Origin of the sequence: Pseudomonas sp. SAS7 (assembly GCF_052112345.1) — a bacterium.
Taxonomy (GTDB): domain Bacteria; phylum Pseudomonadota; class Gammaproteobacteria; order Pseudomonadales; family Pseudomonadaceae; genus Aquipseudomonas; species Aquipseudomonas putida_Q.
In genome coordinates this window covers 222,983-246,627 of sequence record NZ_JBEGGO010000003.1, presented here as the reverse complement: position 1 = coordinate 246,627, position 23,645 = coordinate 222,983, and the positions used below count along the sequence as shown (strand labels likewise).

Sequence of the window (23,645 nt, the reverse complement as noted above, 5' to 3'; positions counted from 1 at the left end):
TTGCCGATAAAACGGCGAAGGCCTTGGATTTTGTAGCGTGTAGTGTGTGTTGGCGCAGTGCATGTCTTGGTTTATGGGGTGGTGCAGAAATCGAGCGCCGCCCGCGCGGCGCTTCGCAGCACAAGGCTGCTCCTACATTTGTTTCAGGCCAATGATGCCTGCACCAACGCGCGCGCCCGCCTTGTTTACTCGACACGACATTGAGGTGAACACCAAAGGGCCGCGCGCCTCGACCTCAGGATCAATTGGCCCGAAACAAATGTAGGAGCAGCCTTGTGCTGCGAAGCGCCGCGCGGGCGGCGCGCGATCTCTGCCACAGCAAAGTTTTTTCCTGCCTAACCCCTCGGAAAATGTTGGTTTCGTGGGGTAGAAGGTTACGCCCAGAATGCCCTGCATCGCACAGGACAACAGGAGCATTACCATGACCTTCTCCATCATTGGCCGCTGCCAGGAAACCGGCCAGGTCGGCATCGCCATCAGTTCGTCGAGCATCGCCGTGGGCGCCCGTTGCCCCTGGGTACGTGCGGGTGTTGGCGCTGTTTCCACCCAGAACATTACCTTGCCGGCGCTGGGCCCGCAGATTCTCGATGCCCTGGAGCAGGGCCAGTTGCCGCCCGCCGCTGCGCTGGACCGGGTGCTGAATACCAATGGCTGGAGCGAATACCGCCAGGTCACGGTGATCGACAGCCATGGCCAGGTCGCGCTGTTTACAGGGCGCGAGGCTTTGGGCACGCACAATGCCGTGGCCGGTGAGCAATGCGCGGCGGCGGGTAACCTGTTGTCCTCGACCCAGGTGATCGAAGCGATGGTTGTGGCCTTTGAACAGGCCGGCGGGCACCTGGCCGACCGCTTGCTGGCTGCCATGCATGCGGCGATGGCTGCAGGTGGCGAAGCCGGGCCGGTGCACTCGGCAGCGTTGAAGATCGCTGGCGAGCTGACCTGGCCATTGGTGGACCTGCGCGTGGACTGGGCCGATACCGACCCGATCGGTGTGCTCGATGGCCTGTGGCAGGCGTACCGCCCGCAGATGCAGGATTACGTTACCCGCGCCCTGAACCCGACGGCCGCGCCCAGTTACGGGGTGCCGGGCGATGAGTGATTTTGCCAGCCGCGCGCTGCTGGCCCGGCTGGTCGGCTTTGCAACGGTCAGCCGGGACTCCAACCTTGAGCTGATCGGCTTTATCCGTGATTACCTGGCCGAGCAGGGGGTGGAAAGCGAACTGTTCCATAACCCCGAAGGCACCAAAGCCAACCTGTTCGCCACCATCGGCCCGCAGGGGGCTGGCGGCGTGGTGCTGTCGGGGCACACCGATGTGGTGCCGGTGGACGGCCAGGCCTGGACCGTCGAGCCGTTTGCCCTGAGCGAACGTGACGGGCGCCTGTATGGCCGCGGCACGGCCGACATGAAAGGCTTCATCGCTTCGGTGCTGGCCGCCGTGCCCGCGTTCCTTGCCCAGCCGCTGCAAATGCCGGTGCACTTGGCGTTCTCTTATGACGAGGAAGTGGGTTGCCTGGGTGTGCGCTCGATGCTGGCCGCGCTCGAACAGCGCCCGCACAAGCCACGCCTGTGCCTGATTGGCGAACCCACCGAACTGAAGCCGGTGCTGGGGCACAAAGGCAAGCTGGCGGTGCGTTGCCACGTGCATGGCGCGGCCTGCCATTCGGCGTATGCACCGTATGGGGTGAATGCCATCGAGTATGCGGCGAAGCTGATCGGCAAGTTGGGTGACATCGGTGACGCGCTGGCATTGCCGGTGCATCACGACGTGCGCTTCGACCCACCGTTCTCCACGGTGCAGACCGGGGTGATCAAAGGGGGCAGGGCACTGAATATCGTGCCGGCAGAGTGTGAGTTCGATTTCGAAGTGCGCGCGCTGCCAGGGTTCGAGGCACAGGCAGTGGCCGACCAGTTGCAGACTTATGCAGAGGCCGAGCTGCTGCCGCGTATGCGCAAGGTCAATGCCGCCAGTGACATTCGCCTGCAACCGTTGAGTGCCTACCCAGGGCTGGCGACATCGGCAGACAGCGAGGCTGCGCGGCTGGTGGCGTTGCTCAGTGGCACGGATGAATTCGGTACGGTGGCGTTTGGTACCGAAGGCGGCTTGTTCGACCAGGCAGGGATCCCGACCGTGGTGTGTGGGCCTGGCAGCATGGACCAGGGGCACAAGCCGGATGAATTCGTCAGTGTCGAGCAGTTACGGGGGTGTGATGCCATGCTGCTGAGGTTGGTGGATTACCTGCGGCAGGCTCCAGTCTGACAGGGTAAGAGCGTATGCAGGAGCGGCCTTGTGTCACGATGGGCCGCTCCTTCACGGGTCGGTGTCTGCTTCAGGTTAGAAGCTGGCCTTGACCTGCAGGCCAACCACCAACGCGTTGTCGATCTTCTTCCCCGAGAACGCCCCAGGCTCGATGATGTACTGCACATCCGGGCGCAGGTTCAACCATGGCGTCGCCTGGTAGCCATAGCTCAGTTCGATCAACTGCTCGGCGCTGTCGATGTCGGGGAACTGTTGGCCAGCGTTGAAGGCGGCGTCTTCCAGCACATCGCGGCTACGCGGGTTGGGCACAGCACGGCCGTAACCCAGCGCCACCGTATCTTTCGGGCGGCCTTCGAACGGCTTGTACAGCACCACACCGGCGCCATACCACTTGGTGAACGGCGAGGCGGCCTTGCTGGATGCCGAGTACTGGCCGAAGGCATGCAGGCTGCGGCCTGGCGAGCTTTGGTCGTTCCATACTGCCTGGTCGATCAGCAGGTAGTGGCCGCCGCGGCCGGATACTTCGTCATCGCTGCCGATGCGTTTCACGTCGGAGCTGTCGTAGTAGTAGCCCAGCTTGTACTCGCCGGGCAGTTCACCCTGCAGCTTGTACACCAGCTCCACCGGCACCACGGTGCCGGTGGTGTGCTTGGGGCCCAGGTGCCAGGCGCGGCTGGAGTTGCCATTGCTTTCGGGGTCGACGTTGAACGCCGCCACGCGCAATTGCCAGGCAGGCGACAGGTCGTACTTCACCCGCACGCCCAGGTGAGCGTTGGGGTAGTTGGTCCAGCCGCTGCCACCGGACATGTTCAGCGGGTGGCCGCAGAAGCCGGCGTTCATGAAGTTGCACAGGATGCCGCTGTCCAGGCCGCCCAGGTCGTTACCCATGGCCATGTAGCCCAGCTTGACGTTGAGCGCCGGGGTGAACAGGGTGCGCTCGTAGCTCAGCTCGGTCAGGCGGGTGTACAGGCCACCGAAGTTCTCCTGGATTGGCAGGCGGTTGCCTACCAGGTCTTCCGAGGCACTGTTGCCGCGGCGGTCGTTGATGGTCAGCTGGACCTTGCCGCCGTTGTCCAGGCCATACAGTTTCGACAGGTCGAACTGCACGCCCAGCTTCAGGTTCTGCGAATAGCGCGCCGAGCGGTGCAGGCCGCCGTGGGCGTTATAGGCGGTTTCGCCGCTGTAGTCGCCGGTGAACTTCACGCCGTCGTCTTCAAGCTGGTGACGCAGGCCGCCCCAGTCACCGGTCAGGGTGCTACGGGTCATCAGGTCGCCGTCGGCCAGGGCAGTGGTGCTGGCCAAGGCCAGCAGCAGGGTAGGGGTAATGCGAATTGCGGATGGCATTGCTGTGTCTCGGGTTGTTATTCAGGGCCATTCACGGATGAACCCGCGCCCGCATGGCCAGTGCTGACCTTGTGGGAGCGGGTTCACCCGCGAAGGGGGCGACGCGCTCTTACGGCAAGGCGTAAGAAATCACGTAGTCGCCGCGGTCAGTCGACTGGCGGGCGCCGCCAGCAGTGATGACCACGTACTGCTTGCCGGTCTTCGGCGAAACATAGGTCATCGGGCCGCCCTGGCTGCCCACTGGCAGGCGAGCCTTCCAGATTTCGTTACCGTTGCTGCTGTCGTAGGCGCGCAGGTAGAAGTCCTGGGTGCCGGCGATGAACACCAGGCCGCCTTGGGTCGACAGGGTGCCGCCCAGGGTTGGCAGGCCAATCTTGATCGGCAGGTGCATGCGGATACCGAGCGGGCCGGTGTCTTCAACGGTGCCTACCGGTACTTGCCAGGCCACCTGGCGGGTCTTCATGTCGATGGCGGTCAGGGTGCCGAACGGTGGTGCCTGGCACGGGATGCCGGCTACCGACAGGAAGCGGTTCTTGTTCACCGCATACGGGGTGCCCTTGAGCGGTACTGCGCCCATGCCGGTGTTCAGCGCTTCGCCACCGGAAGCGGCACCGCCTTTGTTCTGCGACGGAATCATCTGGATCCACAGGCCCAGACGCATGTCGTTGACGAAGATGAAGCCATGTACCGGGTCGGTAGAAATGCTGCCCCAGTTCATGCCACCCAGCGAACCCGGGAAGCTCAGCGACAGGTCGGTGCCCGGCGCGGTGTACAGGCCGTCGTAGCGCATTTTCTTGAAGTCGATGCGGCACAGCAGCTGGTCATACGGGGTGGCGCCCCACATGTCCGACTCGGTCAGGGTTTGCGCGCCGATCTGCGGCATGCCCACCGACTTCGGCTGGGTTGGGGAGTATGGCTCGTTCGGGATGTTGCTTGGTTTGACCGGTACTTCGTCGACCTGGGTCAGCGGCTTGCCGGTGGCACGGTCGAGCACGTAGATCTGCCCGGCCTTGGTGCCGATCACCACCGCAGGAACCGACTGGCCGTCGTCCTTGGTAAAGTCGATCAGGCTCGGCTGCATCGGCAGGTCGAAGTCCCACAGGTCGTTGTGCACGGTCTGGAACACCCACTTCTGGTTGCCGGTGGTGGCGTCCAGGGCCAGCACCGAAGCGCCGTAGGTGTGGTCCAGCTTGCTGCGCTCTACACCGTAGATGTCGGTGGACGACGAACCCATCGGCAGGAACACGGTGTTCATCGCCGGGTCGTAGGACATCGGCGCCCAGCTGTTCGGGGTACTGCGCACATAGGTGCCGTCGCCCTGCGGTGCCTGGCGATCTTCCGGATTGCCCGGGTCGAAGGCCCAGCGCATTTCACCGGTGATGACGTCGAAACCACGGATTACGCCGCCTGGCATGTCGGTCTGGACGTTGTCGGCAACACGGCCGCCGACCACCACGGTGGTACCGGCCATCAGCGGTGCGGAGGACAGCTGGTAATAGGAGTCCGGCACATTGCCCAGGCCGGTCATCAGGTTGACCTGGCCGTTGTTGCCAAAGCCCTGGCAGAACTCGCCATTGTCGGCGTCGACGGCAATCAGGCGGCCATCGATGGTGTTGGTCAGCAGACGACGCTGGCAGTTGGCACCGGCCGGCACGCTACCGCCGGCGACCGGCGAGCTGTTCCGCTGGGTCGGCTGGGCGATGGCTGCAGTGGCGTCGAAATAGGCCATGCCACGGCAACGCTGCCAGACCTTGGACTGGGCGTTGATTTCGTTTTTCCACAGCTCTTTGCCGGTATCGGCATCGAGGGCGATCAGGTTGTTGTGCGGGGTGCAGATGAACACCTTGTTGCCGATCTGCAACGGGGTCAGCTGGTCCTCGGCACCGTTGCCGTCGCTGATGGCCACGTCACCGGTGTGGTAGGTCCACGCCACCTTCAGCTTGTTCACGTTGTCGCGGTTGATCTGGTCCAGCGCGGCGAAGCGGCTGCCACCTTCGGTGTTGCCGTAGTGGGCCCAGTCCTTCTGCTCTTTGCCAGCCTCGACCGGGGTCATGCCCGGGCCTTTGCCGGTAGGGGCGACGCTTGGGTGGGCGACGAACATGTTGCCGGCGGCGATCACCAGTGCCACGGCCATCACCCCGGCAATGCCGTAGGCACCGCGGCCGGCACTGGCGCCGTTGGCACGGGCCAGCAGCGGGTAGACCAGTGCCACCACCATGCCGATCGCGGCAAACATGAACAGGCGCGAGAACAGCGGCCAGAACACCAAGCCAGTATCGATCAGCGCCCAGATCGCGGTACCGATCAGAAACGCTGCGTACAGCCAGGCACCGGCCTTCTTGCGGCAGGCGACAAGGACACCGGCGATGGCCATGGCCAAGCCGCCGATCAGGAAGTACAAGGAACCGCCCAGGCCGGCCAGCTTGATGCCGCCAGCAGCCAGGAGGAGGCCGAGCAGGGCGATGATCACGCCCAGGCCGATCAGGATGATGTTTGTGGCGCCAGAAGCGCGCGGTGTTTCGTTCATGCCAGGGATCTCAGCAGGTGGAATGCGCGCAGTCTAAGCCCTTAGCTTGCTAATTAACAAGTTGGTACATAATTTTATGAGGCTGATTGTCGCAGGGCTGATCGCGCGATGGTGTGGCTAAAAGTGTAGATCAGGCGCTGAAAAATGCATTAAACGGGGTGTTCATGCGCGTTATGTAATATGCATCCATACTTTGGTCGAGTACAAAAGTGGCCAGGTATCACGCTGGCCACGGGGTGGAGCTGGTGTAGAACACTGCCAGCCAGATGGTGGCTGTGCCGGGGGCGGTCCACTCCACGCGGTGGCGGTAGTGGGGCGGGATGTCCAGGCAATCGCCCGGCGCCAGCAAACGGGTGTGGTGCTCGTGCTCGAAACGCAGGCCGGCGGCACCGCTGAGCAGCACGATCCACTCGCCTTCGGCCTGGTCGTACCAGAAACCGGGCGGGCTGGCCTGGCCGCTCGAGACAATACGCTCCACACGCACGCCAGGGCGGCTGAGCAGCTCGTCGACACGTTCGGCACGGGTGGGGTCGCAGGGTGGCAGGGCAGTCAGCAGGTTATTTGGTGTCATGGAAAGCCTCGCTTTGAAGGTGTGTTACCACTATGGACGCTATTACCCTGCAGCGCGCTTCTTGACCCGCCCCGCTGTTTGTAAGACCTTTCCGAGATTTGGATGACGGGCAGCAAATGGACAAACTCCTGGCGATGCAGATGTTCGTGGCCACTGTCGATGCCCAAGGCTTTTCTGCCGCTGCGCGCAGGCTTGGGCTGGCGACTTCGTCGGTAACGCGCCTGGTTGATGCGCTGGAAACGGCGCTGGGCACCACGTTGCTCAACCGCTCGACTCGCCAGGTCAGCCTGACCGAAGCCGGCGCCCGTTACTATGAGCGTGCGCGGGGCATTTTCGAGGCGCTGGACGAGGCCGATGCCAGTGTTGCCGACCGTGGCGAGGAGCCTGTCGGCGTGTTGCGCCTGTGCCTGCCGGTGGAGTTCGGCAGGCGGGTCATCGCCCCGCACCTGGGGCCGTTTCTGGCGCGGCACCCGGCGCTGGAGCTGGACATCGACCTCAGCGACCGCCTGGATGACCTGCTGGACGGGCGCTATGACCTGTCGATTCGCCTGGGCGACCCGTCGGCCAATGACGAATTGGTGTGTCGCCAGCTCGGCCGCTTCGAGCGTTGGCTGGTGGCCAGCCCGGCTTACCTGGCCGGGCGAGATACGCTGCAGCACCCCCGGCAGTTGCTGGAGCACGCCTGCCTGCGTTTTCGCTACGGGCAGAAAGCGCGCCCCTGGCGCCTGGTGCTTGGCCAGGAAAGCCTGGAGTTGAACGTAAGCGGGCCGCTGCGCAGCGCCAATGCCGACATGTTGCGCGAAGCCGCACTGGCGGGCACTGGCATCGCGCTGCTGGCCGACTGGCTGGTGCGCGAGGATGTGCTGGCCGGGCGCCTGCTGCGGGTGTTCCCAGGCTGGCGGGCCAGCCCTGGCACGGCCAATGACAGCATCAACGCCCTGTATCTGCCCAACCACCGTGGTTCGCGGCGGGTGAATGCGTTTATCGATTTTTGCGAAGGTTTGTTAGGCCGGCACCGCTAGCGTTGCGCTGTGCGCAAAAGCGCGTTGCGCCAGGGCTGGATTCCCGGCATTGACGCGTCTGGTTAAGGTAGGCGGCATATTCCACCCCTTGTCGAGGAACCTCGCATGAATCCCTCCCTTGCCGCCGCGCAACCTGCAGCCAACGGCCTGAGCCGGGCACTGGTCGTGCTGCTGGCGTTCTGCTGCGGCGCGATCGTGGCCAACATCTACTACGCCCAGCCCATCGTCGGTTTGATCGCACCGGACCTGGGGCTGTCCACCGAGCACGCCAGCCTGATTGTTTCACTCACTCAGTTGGGTTATGCCCTGGGCCTGCTGTTGCTGGTGCCGCTGGCTGATTTGCTGGAGAACCGCCGCTTGATGGTCGCCACCGCTGTGCTGGCGTGTGTCAGCCTGCTGCTGGCAGGGACCAGCAGCAGCGGCCAGGGCCAGCTGTTCCTGGGCTATGCGCTGTTGATCGGGTTCAGCTCGGTGGCTGTGCAGATGCTCATTCCGCTGGCGGCGCACCTGGCGCCTGAGCAGCAGCGGGGCCGGGTGGTCGGCAACATCATGGGCGGGTTGTTGCTGGGTATCCTGCTGGCGCGGCCGTTGTCCAGCCTGGTGGCCGACCACTTCGGCTGGCGGGCGGTGTTCATTGGCGCTGCCGGAGTGATGCTGGCGATCATCATGCTGCTGGCCCTGACCCTGCCGCAGCGGCGGCCTGAGCACAAGGCCAGCTATGCCGGGTTGATGCTGTCGTTGCTCACACTGTTGCGCCGCTATCCGCTGTTGCGCCAGCGCTCGTTGTACCAGGCACTGATGTTCGCAGCGTTCAGCCTTTACTGGACGGCGGTGCCCATGGCGCTGGCGGGTGAGCACAGCCTGTCGCAAAGCCAGATCGCCCTGTTCGCCCTGGTGGGCGCGGTGGGCGCCGTTGCCGCGCCCTTGGCTGGCCGCCTGGCAGATGCCGGGCATGCACGGGCCGGCTCGCTGCTGGCGCTGCTACTGGCCCCGGCGGCCTTGTTGCTGGGCTTGACGGCGCCGGGCTACAGCGTGATCGGCCTGGGCCTGACCGGCGTGCTGCTGGACTTTGCGGTGCAAATGAACATGGTCATCGGCCAGCGCGAAGTGTATGCACTGGACCCGGCCAGCCGCGGGCGGTTGAACGCGGTGTACATGACCAGCATCTTCCTGGGTGGGGCGCTGGGGTCGGCGGTGGCCAGTGCGTTGTTTAGCCAGTTTGGCTGGCAAGGTGTGGCGCTGGTGGGGGCAGGGTTGCCCGGCCTGGCATTGATCGCTTTTATGGCCAAAGCTCCCCGATCCTGACCGGTATGCGGTCCCTGTAGGAGCGGCCTTGCGTCGCGATAGGGCCGCAACGCGGCCCCGGCGATTGTGCATGATGCCGAGAATTTCGGGGGCGCTTCGCACCCCTATCGCGACGCAAGGCCGCTCCTAAAAAGACCGTGCATATCTGTCCAGGTGCTATCGGCCAAGCGGCAGCGCCACGCCAATCAAGGCAAACAGGCTGCCGCAGCAGCGATTGAAGCCTTTACCACCCTTGGCCAGCCACGGCCGGATGCGAAACGCCAGGCGGGCCAGCACATACTCGACCAGAAACTCCACACTGGCAAAGGTCGCCGCCATCACTACGAACTGCAGCATCAGCCCGCGTTGCGGGTCGATGAATTGTGGCAGGAAGGCACCATAGAACAGCAGCACTTTGGGGTTGGCCATGGCCGACAACAAGCCTTGGCGGAACAAACCCGCATTGCCGAGGCGTGCACTGCGCTCGGTCAATTCCAGGTGCAGGCCCGGGCTGCGCCACAGCTGGATACCCAGCCAGACCAGGTAAGCGCCGCCCACCCACTTGAGCACGCTCAACACCGAAGCCGAGGTTTGCAGCAACGCGCTGAGGCCGAACATGGCCAGGGCGATAAGCGCGCTGAAGCCGAACACGCCGCCAACAATGGTGAACAACGTACGGCGGGCGCCATACAGGGCGCCATGGGTCAGTGCCAGGAGGCTGTTGGGGCCTGGTGTCAGCGACAGGCCGATGCTGGCCAGCAGGTAGATGAGCCAGGTGTCGAGTGCCATGGTGCAACGCCTTGTTGATTTGAAGAGTGCCAGTCTAGGGCGCGGCGCCCGGTCAGCAAGGGTATGATCTGGACATTGAATAGTTGTTTCTGGACGCAATGCCATGTTGCCTGATATCCGCCTGCTGATCTTGCCGTTACCGGATTTCGCCCTGCTGCCATTCGGCGGCTTTCTCGACAAATTGCGCTTCAGCGCCGACGACGAAGACTACAGCCAGCAGCGCTATTGCAGCTGGACCGTGGCAGGGCTCACGCTCGACCCGGTACCGTCGAGCAGCGGTGCAGTGGTGCAGGTCGAGGCGGTGGCCGGCCAGCTGGAACTGGCCAGTTTCGACTACCTGGTGGTGTTCGGCGGGCGCAACGCCATGGCTACAGCTGCGCTGGCGCCGCGCTACCAAACCTTGCTCAGGCAGGCCGGCAAAGCCGGGGTCAAGCTTGTAGGGGTCGACAATGGCGCTTTCCTGTTGGCCGCATGTGGGTTGTTACGGGGGCACAAGGTGGTCGTGCACTGGCGTCACGAAGCCGAGTTTCGCGCAGCGTTCCCACAGTTGCAGGTGCTGCGCGATCAACTGTATTGCATCGACGCAAACCGCATCACCTGTGCTGGCGGCACGGCGGCCATCGACCTGGCGGTGGCGCTGTTGTCACAAGCCTGTGGGCGAACCCGGGCGCTCAAAGGGCTGGCCGACATGCTGGTGGACGAAACCCGCGACAGCCGTCATGCCTTGCGCTCGCTGGAGCTGGGCGCCGGCCAGGGGCGCCAGGTGCAGCGGGCACAGGCCCTGATGCGTCACCACCTGGGCACCCCGCTGGCGGTCGAGCAACTGGCCGCTGAACTGGGCATCAGCCGGCGCCAGCTGGACCGGCAGTTCCACGCCAGCCACGGCATGAGTGCCAAGGCCTGGTGGCTGGAAATGCGCCTGCAGCAGGCGCGCTGGCGCTTGCTCAACTCAAGCCACAGCCTGGCGCAGATTGCCGATGAGGTGGGGCTGGGCGATGCCAGTTACCTGGGTAAATGTGTGCGGCGGCGGTTTGGCTGCACGGCCTTGGCGATGCGGGCAGCCAATCACCCAGGCTGAAACTCGGCGCAGCGCTTACTGCGGTGTGCCGAACAAGCCGGTCCAGTAAATCCCTGCATCGCTTTTCGGGTCCACCGCATAGGCGGCACCCAGCTCACGGAAGTCCGGGTTCATCAACGTGGCGCAATGCCCTGGGCTCTGCAGCCAGCCATCAACCACCTTGTGCGCGCTGTCACGCCCGGCGGCAATGTTTTCGCCGATTTGCTGATACAGGTAGCCGGCCAGCTCCGCCCGGTCACCAGGGGTGCGGCCATCCTTGTCGATGTGGTCGAAGAAGTTCTGGTTGGCCATGGCTCGCGTATGGTTGGCGGCGACCCCGGCCAGTGCCGTGCTCCAGTTCAGTGCGGGGGCTGCGGCGAACGGTTGGCCGCCGCATTGGCGCGGCACCTTGCGCGCAGCGTTGATCTCTTGCAATACCTTCTGCCCCTCGGCCTGCCAGTCGCCCAGACGGCCGCTGAGCAGCGGTCGGGCCAGCACGATACGCCAGTCGCGGCCCTCCTGGCTGACGCCGATATCGACGAACTGCGGGTCGAGCACCACCTGGCAAAAGCTTTCTTCGATGGCGTGCATGGCCGCGCGCGCATCGCGAGGGCCAGACAGGCTGATGGCCTGGACGTTGACCATGGGGTAGGCGGCGCGGGTCATGGCCTGCTGCAGGTCACGGGTGCCCTCTGGCGACAGCGCCAGACGGGTGTCGCTGTTAAGCGGTGGCAGCTCCAGCGACGCCTCGCCACCGCAGGGCTGGGCCTTGCTGCGGTAGACATTGATCGAATCGATCAGTTGCGCCTCTTCGCCGGTAACAGCCAGTGCCCCGGTCGAGACAACCAGGCCCAGCGACAAGGCGGCAACGGATGGCAGGACGCGCATGTGGATCTCCCTATGACTGGCAGCGTCGTGGTATGCGCTGCTCATCCTACACAAGCCCGGGGCTTTTGGCCCTAGCTGGTGCAAAGCAATGAAAATGCCGGCAATCGTTACTGCCGGCAAAAGAGGGAGTAGACCAGTGGTCGCCGGAAAAGTGCGATGAGTTGCTAATCATTCGTATCGAGCTGGCGCTTTCAGCTGTTTCGGTATCAACGGGCCAACGCCGGGTTCGGCTTGTAGAACAGGAAGTGCGTGGTCTGCGAAGTCTTGCGGTATGCCTTGGCCCAGTCGGGATGTACCGTGCGATCGTGGAAGTACAGCGCGCCGCCGGTGGGGTCTTTCAATTGTTGGTTGAGCGCCTTGCGGGCAATCTCCTTGGCCACATCGTAGCGTTGCGCTTCCTCGACCTGGTCCGGGCGCCCGTCACACCACCAGGAAAACTGGCAGGCCTTGGTCTCCACGCCCTGCTTGACCACGCCGCAGATGGTGTCGGGGAAGCCATCATGGCCCAGGCGGTTGAGCACCACGCTGGCCACGGCTGACATGTCTTCGGCATCGGCGCCCTTGGCTTCCCAGTAGATGGTACGGGCCAGGCAGGTGATGCTGTCGTCCAGTGGCGCCTGGCCGGCCGGGTCGACTGCCTGGGCTTCGCTGGAGGTCAGTTTTTCTGTCTTTTTCGGCGGTGGGGCATCGTTGGCCACCTTTTCTTCCAACACTTCGGCTTTGTCTTCAGCCACTGCGGCCTTGACCGTGTCGGCAGCCTGCAAGGGGCCTGCGAGCAGGGCCGAGGTCAAGCCAATCACAATCCAGGCAGCGCGCATGGCAAAGCTTCCGAATGGGGGCTAATTGCCAGTCTAGCCAAGCGTAAGCATTAATACCAAAGGCAGGGTCGCAGCGGCGGCTACGGTCTGCAGGGCAATGATGGTGGCCATCAAGGGGGCGTTGCCACCCATTTGCCTGGCCATCACATAGGAGGACGAAGCGGTGGGCAGGGCCTGGAACAGCACCGCAACCACGGCTGCCTGGCCACTCAGGCCCAGCACGCGGCACAGGCCCCAGGTGGTCAAGGGCATGACCAGGAACTTGAATGCCGACGCCGCCATTAGCGGGCGTACCTGCTGGCCCGGGCTGGCCCCACCCAGCGCTGCGCCCACACATAGCAGGCCCATTGGCAGGGCGGCCTGGCCCAGTGCCTTGACCGTGGGTTCGATGCCCGGCGGCAAGCCCAGCCCCGTTACCCGCAGCAGCAGGCCGCCGGCACAGCCGACAATCAATGGGTTGGCGAAGATTGCCCGCACCACGGTGACCGGTGAGCTGTGGCGGGCGCTGAAACGGGCGAACACCAGTACGCAGAGCAGGTTGACCAAGGGCACGATGGCGGCGTTGGCCACCGCTGCAAGGGCGATGCCGGCGCTGCCATAGATGCCGGCGGCCAGGGTAGCGCCTATGTAGTTGTTGAAGCGGATACCGCCCTGAAACACCGAGGTGAAGTCTGCGCCGTCGTGGTTGATCGCGCCCTGGTACAGCACCAGCAGCACGGCGCCGGCCAGGGTCGAGAGCATCAGCACGCCGACCATGCCCATCACCGGTACGCCATCGAGGTTGGCGGTGGCCAGGCCGTGCAGGAACAGCGAGGGCAGCAGTACGTAGTAGCTCAGGCGCTCGGCGCCAGGCCAGAAACTCTCGGCCAGAAAGCCGCGCAGGCGCAGGAAAATACCCAGGGTGATCAGCAGGATGATCGGTAGCAGGGTGGTCAGCAGCAAGTGAAGCATGGTCGACGTTCCGTGGTCGGGTACGGGCACAGACTACGGGTGCGCAATGGTTTGTAAAAACGTTGTTTTCTGCACTGACTGTTGAGAAAAAATGCATGGTTTAGGCATTACGCGGTCTCTGTGGGAGCGGGCGTGCCCGCGAAGAATCCAACGCGATGGATGGCACCGGCTGCGCCGGTGTTCGCGGGCACGCCCGCTCCCACAGAGATCCCGCCAGGACAGTCACTAATTGCAACTACGCATCAAGCGCAGTCTTCAACACCGCACTTAAATGCCGCCGTTGGCTTTTCTCATGCTCCAGCAACACCACCCGCCGGGTCAGTTGCGGTTCGCCAAACGGCAGGCAGGTGGCCGGGGGAAGGCGTTTCAGGTCGTCGTCTGCCATGGGGATGATCGCCACGCCCAGGCCCATGACGGCCATGCTTGCCAGCGCTTCCTGGCTGTCCAGTTCCATCTGCTCGCTCACTTGCAAATGCTGGCGGCGCAGTTCCTGCTCGATCTGCCGCCCGGCCCACGCGCGCTTGTCGAAGCGCAAGAAAGGTTGACTGGCGAGCAGCTCCGGCACGCTGTACCCGGCCAGTTCGGGGCTGGCGATGGCCCAGAAGCGGTCCTCGAACAGCGGCGTGAAATCCAGGCTTTGTGGGTACGGGCTGACCGGCTCGGTGGTGATCGCCGCGTCCAGTTCACCGTCTTCCACCCGGCGTGCCAGCTCCGCCGACATGCCCGAGGCCACGCTGATGTGCAACTGTGGGTGGTTGGCCTTGATCCATACCAGCGCCTTGGGCAAGCGCCGCGCCAGCACGGTATGAATCGCCCCCAGACGCAGGCGGCCGCGCAGGCTCGGGCCGCTGGCCACAGCGTCGGCCAGTTCGTCGTAGGCAGCCAGGATGCTCTCGGCGCGGGCCACCGCCAACTGGCCTGCTTCGGTCAGCACCACCTGCCTGCGGCTGCGGTCGAACAAGGTGACCTGCAACTCGTCTTCAAGGGTCTTGATGTGCAGGCTCACCGCCGAAGGGGTGAGGCTGAGCAGGTCGGCGGCACGCGCGAAGGTGCCGTGGCGGGCGATGGTTACCAGGGTGCGCAAGGCTTTGAGAGACATGCGGAGAAGGTCCGGTTACAAGCTGACAGGGCAGTATTGTCAGGCCCGGCCCTGTCGCCGGCAAGCCAGCTCAGGTACTCCACAGGCAGCGGCCATTGTGCTGACCCTGTGGGAGCTGGCTTGCCGGCGATAGGGCCGGTACAGGCAACATTGTTCAGCGCTCAATACGCCCATACGCCTGGCTGATCCGGTCGATCACCATGGCCAGGGCGACGATCGCCAGCCCGGCCTCCACACCCTGGCCGACATTCAAGGTCTGGATGCCCGCCAGCACATCTTCACCCAACCCGCGGGCGCCGATCATCGACGCCACCACCACCATCGACAAGGCCATCATTACCGACTGGTTGAGCCCGGCCATGATGCTTGGCAGCGCTAGCGGCAGGGCAATGCGCCGCAACCGCTGCCAACGGCTGGCCCCGAGGCCGTGTGCGGCCTGCAGCAGCGAAGGGTCGATCTGGCTCAGGCCCAGTTCGGTCAACCGCACCAGCGGCGGCAGGGCGTAGATCAGCGTGGCGAACACGGCGGGTACTTTGCCCAGGCCGAACAGCATCAGCACCGGGATCAGGTAAACGAAGGCCGGCAGCGTCTGCATCACATCCAGTACCGGTAACAGTAGCCGCCTGGCCAGTGGCCGGGAAGCGAGCAATATGCCCAGCGGCACGCCCACCAGTACGCACAACCCGGTACTCACCAGTACCAGGGCCAGGGTTTGCAGCAGCTTGTCCCACAGCCCGAGCATCCCGATCAAGGCCAGCAGCGCCACCAGCACCGCGCTGCGCAGCAGGCTGCGGCTGGCGTGCCAGGCAAGCAGGCCAACCAGTAGCAACAGCAACCACCAGGGCAGCAGGCGCAGCAGGTTCTCCAGGCCGACCAGCAGTTGCAGCAGCTGATCAGAGACCGCGCGCAAGTGATCGCCGTAATTCAGCACCAGCCAGTCGACCAGCCTGTTTACGCTGTCAGCGAAAGAAAACTGCAGGGCTTGGGGAAAGCCGTTGCTCACAGGCTGCCCTCGACCTTGGTGGCAACCTCGGCAGGCAGCCAGGCTTTCCACACCTCTGGGTTGTCACGCAGGAAGGTGAGGGCGGCCTCGCGCGGTGGCGTGCGTTTTTCGCTCATGACGGCCAGCGCCTTGTTGAGCCGATCGATCGGCAGGTCGACCTGCTCGAACACCGCGACCAGGTCCGGGTAGCCATCACGGAAGGCCTTCGATACACCAATCGACAGCTTCGCGGGCAGTGAGCGGCTACCCTTCGGGCTGGGGTTTCCGGCATCGGTCAGCGTGGCCCACGCCTCGGCATCGAACGCTGGCTCTTGCAGGCGGATGAGTTTGTATCGCCCCATCAGCGGGGTCGGGTTCCAGTAATAGAACAGCACCGGCTGGCCACGGCGGATGGCCGAGCCGATTTCGGCATCCATCGCCGCACCGGAGCCACTGCGGAAGTTGGTGTACAGCTCATCCAGGCCATACGCCTTGAGTTTCTGGCTGTTGACCGTTTCCGATGTCCAGCCGCTGGGGCTGTTCAGAAAACGGCCCTTGTCGGGTGACTCGGGGTCACGAAATACCTGCGGGTAGCGCTTGAGGTCTTCGACGCTGCGTAGGTCGGGCGCCAAAGGCTTCAACTTGCGAGCAGCGTCGCCTTCGATCACGTACGCGGGTACCCACCAGCCTTCTTCTGCATGCTTGACCGTGTCGCCCAGTGCGAATACCTGGCCTGCCTGCTCAGCCTTGACCCAGGCAGGGCTGCGTCCGGCCCACTCTTCGGCGATCACCTGGAGGTCGTTGCGGGCCAGGGCCACTTCCATGCTGACGGTGCTGCCGGGGAGGGTATCGGTGGTGTAGCCATACCCGCGCTCCACGATCAGCCGCAGGATTTCGGTGGTGAGGGCACCGCTTTCCCAGCCGATGGCACCGAAATGGATCGGTGGGCGTTGCTCTGCCGATACAGCGTTGTGGGTGTTGGCCAGGCCTACGGCCAGCATCAGGCCGGCCAGCAGCGTTGAAAACTTGTTCATCCAGACCTCGTCGTTTGCCGCGCCTTGGGGGTGGGGGCAAGTGTAGACGACGAGGTGTTGGCGGGGCTCAGGGCCGCGCGGGGCGGCCCCGTTTGCCTCAGACGCGGAACTGGTCCATCAGCGCCTGCTGCTGGTTGGCCAGGCTGTTCAGGGACTGGCTGACACGCGCCGACTCGTTGGCCTGCCCCGACAGCGATTCGGTGACATCGCGGATGGTTGCCACGTTGCTGTTGATCTCTTCGGCCACCGCGCTTTGCTCTTCGGCGGCCGAGGCGATCTGCAGGTTCATGTCGGTGATCACCGTCACCGCCTGGCCGATACGCTGCAACGCAGTCACAGCCTGGCCAACCTGTTCGACACCGCCCTGGGCCTGACGGTGGCTGTTGTCCATGGCACCGACCACTTCGCGGGTGCCGTCTTGCAAGGCCTCGATCACCTGGCGGGTTTCTTCCACCGACTCCTGGGTGCGTCGGGCCAGGTTGCGTACTTCATCGGCAACCACGGCAAAGCCACGGCCGGCTTCACCCGCGCGGGCTGCCTCGATGGCGGCGTTGAGCGCCAGCAGGTTGGTCTGTTCGGCAATCGAGCGGATCACTTCCAGCACCGAACCGATCTTTTCGCTGTTCTGCGCCAGGCCTTCGACTTCGGCCATGGCGTTGCTCATGTCGGCGGCCAGGGCATCGATGCTTTGGGTGGTGCGGTCGATGACTGCGAGGCCTTCGCGGGTGGCCTGGTCGGCATCACGAGCGGCCTGGGCAGCCTGCGAAGCACTGCGCGCCACGTCCTGGGCCGTAGCGCTCATTTCGTGCGAGGCCGTGGCCACCTGGTCGACCTGGCGGTATTGCTGCTCCATGCCGGCGCTGGTTTGCGTGGCAATTGCCGAGGACTGGTCGGCGGTGCCTCGTGCAGCCTGCACCGAGCGTTTGACCTCGGCGATGGTCGGCTGCAACTTGTCGAGGAAGCGGTTGAACCAGCCGGCCAGTTCACCCAGCTCGTCCTGCTTCTGATAGGTCAGGCGGCGGGTCAGGTCGCCTTCGCCGCTGGCAATGTCCTTGAGCATGGCGGCCACGCCGAGGATCGGCCGGGTAACGCCGCGGGCCATCAGCCACACCATCAGCAGGCCGGCAATGGCTGCCGCCAGGCCCAGGCCCAGCTCCAGCAGGGTACCACTGGTGTTCAGCGCGTCCAGTTCCTGCTTCAGTGTTTCGGCAGGCCCGGTCAGGGCATTTTCCGGCACGTCCAGCAGTACGCCCCAGGGTTGCGCGTCGGGGATCGGCCGGAACGCGGCCAGCACTTTCAGGCGCTGCTGGTCGTGCAGGATGGTCATCTTGCCATCGGCCAGCTTGCGTACCAGTTCGGCGCCCTTGGCCGAGTCCACCTGGTCGAAGTGCTGGGCCAGCTTGCTGGCATCGGCGCTATAGCCCGCCAGCAGGCCGACCGGGCTGAGGATGCCGACCGTGGTGCGGCCCTCGTACAGGCTGCGGCTGGCCTCCTGGCTCAGGGCCTGCAGGCTGTTGAGGTTGATGTCGATGGACAAGGTGGCAATGGTCTTGCCGTTGACCGCCAGCGGGAAGACGATGCTGGTCATCAGCACCTGCTGGCCATCGATGTCATAGAAGTAGGGCTCTACCACGCAGACCTTGCCGGTGGTACGCGGGCACACCCACCAGGTGTTGGCCGGCTGGCCGCTGGGGCCGATCTCGGTGTTGGCCATGTCGTGTTCAGGCAGCGCCATGGCGGTCAGCTGGCCGGCGCGCGGCTGCGACCAGTACAGGGCAAAGCGCCCGGTTTCGTTGCTGCCCAGCTCTGCCTTGCCGGCGAACAGGCTGTCCTTGGTGTCCAGCGCGTTGGGCTCGAACACCAGCGACAGGCCGAGCAGGTCGGGGTTGGCCTGCAGGGCGGTGCGCACCTGGCGGGTCATGTCTTCACGCAGGTCAAACGCGTCGAGGTAGCGCTTTTCTGCCTGTTCGCGCAGGAACAGCACCTGGCGGGCGAAGCCGGCGCCGTACTGGTAGGCGTCCATGAACTGGCGACGGATGTTCAGCGCTTGCACTTCACCCTGCGACTCGATGCGCGATTGCGCCGCTTCGGTCAGCATCTGCATGCTGCTGGCCTTGACCAGGTCCGAGCTGTGGTCCATGCGGTACAACGACAGGCCGACGAGCAAGGTGACGATGCCGGCCAGGCAAAGGCCGGCGAGCAGGGTGATCTTCCACTGGATGGAAAGTTGGCGCAAAGGCATGGGGGCGGATCCCTTTTTTGGGCACTAAGGGTTATGGCTTTGGGGCTGGGTTGGGCGGGGAGCCCAACACCTTATCGGCCCAGTCAATTTTTTCTTTATTCAAGCATTCAATTTAAATCCGGCCTTCTGTGAAACGCGCCGCAACATGGCGCTTTTGACATCTGCAGCCGGCTGCTTCAGAGTGCGCGCTTTTTTCTGTCGTAATGAGGTAAGCCAACCATGAATGCAGTGATCGCCGCGGTCGGCATCATGCTGATACTCAGCCTGTCCCGCGTGCACGTGGTCATCGCCCTGATCATCGGTGCCCTTGTCGGTGGGCTGGTGGGTGGCCTGGGCATCGAAGGCACGCTTAAGGCCTTCAACGGCGGCCTGGGCGGTGGCGCCACGGTTGCCTTGTCCTACGCACTGCTGGGCGCTTTCGCCGTGGCCATTGCCAAGTCGGGCCTGGCCCATGCCTTGGCTGACCGTGCACTGGCCATGATCGATCGCCAGGGCCACGCCAATGGCGGCAAGGTCAAATGGCTGATGATCGGCCTGATGCTGGTGGTGGCGGTGTCGTCGCAGAACATCCTGCCCATCCATATCGCCTTCATTCCGCTGCTGGTACCGCCGTTGCTGTATGTGCTGACCCGCCTGCGCATTGACCGTCGGCTGATTGCCTGCGTGATCACCTTCGGCCTGATCACCCCGTACATGTTCCTGCCGGTGGGCTTCGGCAACATCTTCCTCAACGAAATCCTGCTGGCCAACGTCGCCCGTGCCGGTGTCGACGTGAGCGGTGTCAACGTCACCCATGCCATGGCCATCCCGGCTGCAGGTATGTTGGCGGGCCTGCTTTTGGCGGTGTTCATCAGCTACCGCAAGAAGCGGGACTACGACCTGGCGCGCATCGAGCAGGTGGAACAGGTGAGCGTGCAGTACAACCCGCTGACGCTGCTGGTGGCGGGGCTGGCGATTGCTGCAGCGTTCATCGTCCAGTTGTTGCTGGACTCGATGATCATCGGCGCCATGGTCGGTTTCCTGATTTTCTCGCTGTCAGGCATCGTCAAGTGGAAGGACACTGACGATCTGTTCACCGAAGGCATGAAGATGATGGCCATGATCGGCTTCATCATGATTGCCGCCTCGGGTTTTGCCGACGTGATGAAGGCCACCGGTGAGGTGAAAAGCCTGGTAGAAACCTCGGCCCAGTGGATCGACCACAGCAAGGGTATCGGTGCCTTGCTGATGCTGTTGGTCGGGCTGCTGGTGACCATGGGCATCGGCTCGTCGTTCTCCACCGTGCCGATCCTGGCCGCGATCTTTGTGCCATTGTGCGTGCAGCTGGGCTTCGACCCGCTGGCCACAGTGTGCATCGTCGGTACTGCCGGTGCCTTGGGTGACGCAGGCTCGCCGGCCTCTGACTCGACCTTGGGCCCGACCTCGGGCCTGAACGTGGATGGCCAGCACCACCACATCTGGGACACCGTGGTACCGACCTTTATCCACTACAACCTGCCATTGCTGGCGTTTGGGTGGGTGGCGGCGATGACGTTGTAAGGGGCGAGGGTGTCAGCCCTTGTCGGGCGGCGGCGAGATGCGGTTGAGCACGGTGCTGCCGTCCTTGCTGCGGGTCAGGTAGATAGGCAGCACTTTGGGCAGGTTGTTGACCAGGCGCGCGACCTCACGAGTGTTGTAGATACCGCTGATGCGGATGCGGCCGGTGCTGGCATCGGCCAGTTGCAGCGGCGCGTCGAGGTAGCGGTTGATCACTGGCAGCGCCTGCTCCAGGCTCAGGTTGTCGAGCACCAGCTTGCCGCTGCGCCAGGCAAGACTGTTGCCGTAGTCATTGCTCTGCTCCAGCTGCGGCTCGAAATCGCCCTTGTGATAGCTGGCCTGCATCCCCGGGCCCAGGCGGTAGCCACCGGCGCTGCCGTCGCTGGATACCAGCACTGAGCCTTCCACCAGGGTGACCTTGACCTGGTCCTGGTACTTCCACACGTTGAACTGGGTGCCGGTGACGCGGGTCTGGCCATGACCTGCATGCACGATGAACGGGTGGTTGCTGTCGTGCTGCACCTTGAAGAATGCCTCGCCGCGCTTGAGCGTGACCTGGCGCTGGTCCTTGTAGTTGAGGTAGGTGAGCTCGGTGTGGAGATTCAGCTGTACCGTGCTGCCGTCGCTCAGCTCTACGGTCTGCATGCGGTCGCCGGCTTCAAAGTGCTGGTAGTGGTTGGGCAGCCAGCCTTGTTCCCAGCCCACCCAGCCGGCCAGCGGCAGCACGGCCAGGGCGATGGCGGCGGCAGATGCCAGCGGACGCCAGTTGCGCCGGCGGGCAGGCTGACGGGTGGATGGGTTGAAGTCGACGACGGTGGCGTTGCGTGGCAACAGGTCGGCGGTTTGCCAGATTTCCAGCATTGCCTGGTATTCCTCGGCGTGCCGCGGGTCCGCCGCCAGCCAGCGGGCAAACGCCTCGCGCTCGGACGCCGTGCAATCTTCGGCGTGCAGGCGCATGCACCAATGCGCGGCGGCGTCGGTGATGGCATCGTCAGGGCTGGTGTTGAGGCGGTCGTGGTTCATTGCGGCTCCGGATTTTGCGTATTCTACCCTTGCTAGAGGGCTCCCGAGAACCGACGTAATGGCGAATGACTATCAGTTGTGACGGTTTTTCGTCGGATTTGCAACGGTTTTTCAGCGTCTGAGAACCCTTCGCGTAAAGAATGGCGATGGCCGGAATTGCTTTTGTAGGAGCAGCCTTGTGCTGCGAAGAGGCCAGTGTTTGCTGTACAGATGTGGCAATCCTGCGGGGGCCTCTTCGCAGCGCAAGGCTGCTCCTACAAAAAGCGTGCGCTCGGTACGCTGTTTAGAACTGCGCCCCCTCCAGCCCATAAAGGCTGCCACTGCCCGCCTTGATACTGGCTTCCAGCCCCAGAACACGCGGCAGCACGCGCTGGAAAAAGAACGCCGCACATGCAAGCTTGGCCCCATGAAACGCTTCATCCTCCTCACGCCTGGCCAAGGCTACCGCCGCCATCCGTGCCCACATATAGGCATACGCTGTCAGCCCGAACAGCTGCAGGTATTCCACCGCTACCGCACTGACCAGGTTTGCATCCTCGCCTGCCTGTACACGCAGCCAGGCGCTGGTGGCCTCCAGCCCCGCCAGGCTCGCTTGCAAGGCTTCACGGTGGAGTGGTGCAGCAACGCTGAACGCTCGTACTTCGGCGGCAAAGCTGGCCAGCGCCTGGCCGCCGTCGCCCAGCACCTTGCGCCCCAGCAGGTCGAGTGCCTGGATACCGTTGGTACCTTCATATATCTGTGCGATGCGCACATCCCGCACCCGCTGTTCCTGCCCCCATTCGCGGATGTAGCCATGGCCACCATATACCTGTTGGCCGAGTACGCAGCTTTCCAGGCCGTTGTCGGTGAAGAATGCCTTGGCCACTGGCGTCAACAGCGCCACCAGGCGCTGGGCGTGCTCACGCTCACCGGCGTCTTCGGCGTAACGCGCCAGGTCCAGTTGCTGGCCGACATAGGCGGCAAACGCCCGGCCACCTTCGGTGAGGGTGCGCATGGTCAACAGCATGCGCCGTACATCCCCGTGGTGGATGATCGGGTCGGCAGCCTTGTCCTGCGCCCGAGGGCCGCTGGCGGCACGGCTTTGCAGGCGCTCGTTGGCGTATCGGGCGGCGCTCTGGTACGACGCTTCGGCACAACCGATGCCCTGGATCCCGATGGACAGGCGCTCGTAGTTCATCATGGTAAACATCGCCGCCAGGCCCTTGTTCGGCTCGCCCACCAGGTAACCCTTGGCATCGTCGAAGTTCATCACGCAGGTGGCCGAAGCCTTGATGCCCATCTTGTGCTCGATCGAGCCGCAGTGGGCGGTGTTGCGCGCGCCCAGTCGGCCATCGGCCTCGACCAGGTATTTGGGCACAAGGAACAGCGAGATGCCTTTGGCGCCGGCGGGGGCATCCGGCAGCTTGGCCAGTACCAGGTGGATGATGTTCTCGGTCAGGTCCTGCTCGCCGCCGGTGATGAAAATCTTGCTGCCGCTGATGCCATAGCTACCGTCGGCCTGGGGTTCTGCCCGGCTGCGGATCAGCCCCAGGTCGGTGCCAGCGTGGGGCTCGGTCAGACACATGGTGCCGGCCCAGCGGCCTTCGTAAAGTGGTGGCAGGTAAGTGGCCTTGAGCGTCTCGCTGGCGTGGGCATCGATTGCCAGGCAGCTACCGGCGCTCAACGCCGAATACAGGCTGAAGCTGCAGTCGGCGGCGTAGAGCATTTCTTCGAACAGCACACCTAGCATTTTCGGCATGCCCATGCCGCCAAATGCCGGGTTGCCGCCCAGGCCGACCCAGCCGCCTTCGCGGTAGGTTTGCCAGGCTTCGCGAAAACCGTCCGGCGTGGTGACCTGGCCGGCGTCGAAGCGCACACCTTGCTCGTCGCCGTTACGGCTGAGCGGGGCGATCAGCTGGCCAGTGACTTTGGCTGCTTCTTCCAGGATCGCGTCGGCGGTGTCGGCATCGATGCGCTCGGCCAGGGCGGGCAGGCGGGCCCACAGGGCCGGGGCGTTGAACACGTCATGCAGGACGAAGCGCATGTCGCGCAGGGGGGCGGAGTAAGTAGTCATCAGGGGCTCTTGAAGTGAAGACGATATCTGTGAAGGTTGCGCCGTACCCGTGTAGGAGCAGCCTTGTGCTGCGAAAGGGCCGGCATGGCTGAAGGTAGTCTTCGCCGGTGAGGACCCCTTCGCAGCACAAGGCTGCTCCTGCAGGGAAACGTCGGAGCCGTTACGGC

Annotated in this window: 20 protein-coding genes and 1 pseudogene; 6 read left to right on the top strand and 15 right to left on the bottom strand. The window is 64.1% G+C overall.

The window, feature by feature from the left end; genetic code table 11:
- Window positions 1-132: 132 nt before the first annotated feature.
- Window positions 133-423 (bottom strand): hypothetical protein, encoded by a 291-nt coding sequence (locus ABI582_RS06925; RefSeq protein WP_442118763.1) that lies wholly within the window; start codon window positions 421-423, stop codon window positions 133-135.
- On the opposite strand from ABI582_RS06925, the gene ABI582_RS06920 reads away from it, so the two are divergent.
- Both ABI582_RS06920 and argE read left to right on the top strand, forming a co-directional pair.
- On the top strand, window positions 422-1,099 hold the full coding sequence (locus ABI582_RS06920; protein WP_442118762.1) for a DUF1028 domain-containing protein: 678 nt from the start codon (window positions 422-424) through the stop codon (window positions 1,097-1,099). The two genes, ABI582_RS06925 and ABI582_RS06920, sit on opposite strands and share 2 nt — an antisense overlap.
- The gene (argE, locus tag ABI582_RS06915; protein WP_442118761.1) at window positions 1,092-2,258 is read left to right on the top strand and encodes an acetylornithine deacetylase; all 1,167 of its coding nucleotides are present in this window, start codon (window positions 1,092-1,094) and stop codon (window positions 2,256-2,258) included. Before ABI582_RS06920 ends, argE begins: the two co-directional genes overlap by 8 nt.
- A 75-nt stretch (window positions 2,259-2,333) precedes the next feature.
- Here argE and ABI582_RS06910 read toward each other — a convergent pair whose 3' ends face one another.
- From ABI582_RS06910 to ABI582_RS06900, 3 genes are all read right to left on the bottom strand, one after another.
- Entirely contained in the window at window positions 2,334-3,602 is a 1,269-nt protein-coding gene (locus tag ABI582_RS06910; RefSeq protein WP_016499341.1) for a carbohydrate porin, read from the bottom strand.
- A 109-nt stretch (window positions 3,603-3,711) separates the two neighbouring features.
- Window positions 3,712-6,129: a glucose/quinate/shikimate family membrane-bound PQQ-dependent dehydrogenase gene (locus ABI582_RS06905; protein ID WP_442118760.1), complete on the bottom strand. Its 2,418-nt coding sequence runs from the start codon at window positions 6,127-6,129 to the stop codon at window positions 3,712-3,714.
- A gap of 220 nt (window positions 6,130-6,349) precedes the next feature.
- Window positions 6,350-6,700: a cupin gene (locus ABI582_RS06900; protein ID WP_258651917.1), complete on the bottom strand. Its 351-nt coding sequence runs from the start codon at window positions 6,698-6,700 to the stop codon at window positions 6,350-6,352.
- A gap of 116 nt (window positions 6,701-6,816) precedes the next feature.
- On the opposite strand from ABI582_RS06900, the gene ABI582_RS06895 reads away from it, so the two are divergent.
- Together ABI582_RS06895 and ABI582_RS06890 are read left to right on the top strand one after the other, a co-directional pair.
- Window positions 6,817-7,722 (top strand): LysR family transcriptional regulator, encoded by a 906-nt coding sequence (locus ABI582_RS06895; RefSeq protein ID WP_442118759.1) that lies wholly within the window; start codon window positions 6,817-6,819, stop codon window positions 7,720-7,722.
- Between the two features lie 105 nt (window positions 7,723-7,827).
- Window positions 7,828-9,027, top strand: a complete 1,200-nt coding sequence (locus ABI582_RS06890; RefSeq protein WP_442118758.1) for an MFS transporter — start codon at window positions 7,828-7,830, stop codon at window positions 9,025-9,027.
- A 156-nt stretch (window positions 9,028-9,183) separates the two neighbouring features.
- Here ABI582_RS06890 and ABI582_RS06885 read toward each other — a convergent pair whose 3' ends face one another.
- Window positions 9,184-9,795, bottom strand: coding sequence for a LysE family translocator (locus tag ABI582_RS06885; protein ID WP_049272822.1), 612 nt, complete (start codon window positions 9,793-9,795; stop codon window positions 9,184-9,186).
- 103 nt (window positions 9,796-9,898) lie between these two features.
- On the opposite strand from ABI582_RS06885, the gene ABI582_RS06880 reads away from it, so the two are divergent.
- Entirely contained in the window at window positions 9,899-10,873 is a 975-nt protein-coding gene (locus tag ABI582_RS06880; RefSeq protein ID WP_442118757.1) for a GlxA family transcriptional regulator, read from the top strand.
- Window positions 10,874-10,888: 15 nt separating this feature from the next.
- On the opposite strand, the gene ABI582_RS06875 is transcribed toward ABI582_RS06880, so the two are convergent.
- The 8 genes and pseudogenes from ABI582_RS06875 to ABI582_RS06840 all read right to left on the bottom strand — a co-directional run.
- Window positions 10,889-11,740: a CAP domain-containing protein gene (locus tag ABI582_RS06875; protein WP_442118756.1), complete on the bottom strand. Its 852-nt coding sequence runs from the start codon at window positions 11,738-11,740 to the stop codon at window positions 10,889-10,891.
- 206 nt (window positions 11,741-11,946) lie between these two features.
- Window positions 11,947-12,558, bottom strand: coding sequence for a cell wall hydrolase (locus tag ABI582_RS06870; protein ID WP_442118755.1), 612 nt, complete (start codon window positions 12,556-12,558; stop codon window positions 11,947-11,949).
- Between the two features lie 33 nt (window positions 12,559-12,591).
- Entirely contained in the window at window positions 12,592-13,509 is a 918-nt protein-coding gene (locus ABI582_RS06865) for an AEC family transporter (RefSeq protein ID WP_442118754.1), read from the bottom strand.
- Window positions 13,510-13,744: 235 nt separating this feature from the next.
- Entirely contained in the window at window positions 13,745-14,608 is an 864-nt protein-coding gene (locus ABI582_RS06860) for a LysR family transcriptional regulator (RefSeq protein WP_442118753.1), read from the bottom strand.
- A gap of 154 nt (window positions 14,609-14,762) precedes the next feature.
- The gene (locus ABI582_RS06855) at window positions 14,763-15,611 is read right to left on the bottom strand and encodes an ABC transporter permease (RefSeq protein WP_442118752.1); all 849 of its coding nucleotides are present in this window, start codon (window positions 15,609-15,611) and stop codon (window positions 14,763-14,765) included.
- Window positions 15,608-16,624, bottom strand: coding sequence for an ABC transporter substrate-binding protein (locus ABI582_RS06850; protein WP_442118751.1), 1,017 nt, complete (start codon window positions 16,622-16,624; stop codon window positions 15,608-15,610). Before ABI582_RS06850 ends, ABI582_RS06855 begins: the two co-directional genes overlap by 4 nt.
- 97 nt (window positions 16,625-16,721) lie before the next feature.
- A complete protein-coding gene (locus ABI582_RS06845; RefSeq protein WP_370453613.1) occupies window positions 16,722-17,477 on the bottom strand; it encodes a methyl-accepting chemotaxis protein in 756 nt (251 codons plus the stop codon).
- Between the two features lie 102 nt (window positions 17,478-17,579).
- Window positions 17,580-18,545: pseudogene (locus ABI582_RS06840) on the bottom strand (HAMP domain-containing protein); the annotation flags it as partial.
- Between the two features lie 540 nt (window positions 18,546-19,085).
- On the opposite strand from ABI582_RS06840, the gene ABI582_RS06835 reads away from it, so the two are divergent.
- Window positions 19,086-20,405 (top strand): Na+/H+ antiporter family protein, encoded by a 1,320-nt coding sequence (locus tag ABI582_RS06835; RefSeq protein WP_019473295.1) that lies wholly within the window; start codon window positions 19,086-19,088, stop codon window positions 20,403-20,405.
- Between the two features lie 12 nt (window positions 20,406-20,417).
- On the opposite strand, the gene ABI582_RS06830 is transcribed toward ABI582_RS06835, so the two are convergent.
- Window positions 20,418-21,425 carry a FecR family protein gene (locus ABI582_RS06830; RefSeq protein WP_442118750.1) on the bottom strand — a complete coding sequence of 336 codons (1,008 nt, stop codon included), beginning with the start codon at window positions 21,423-21,425 and terminating at the stop codon, window positions 20,418-20,420.
- A gap of 283 nt (window positions 21,426-21,708) precedes the next feature.
- Complete coding sequence (locus ABI582_RS06825; RefSeq protein WP_442118749.1) at window positions 21,709-23,478, bottom strand: acyl-CoA dehydrogenase C-terminal domain-containing protein; 1,770 nt, start codon at window positions 23,476-23,478, stop codon at window positions 21,709-21,711.
- Between the last annotated feature and the right edge of the window lie 167 nt (window positions 23,479-23,645).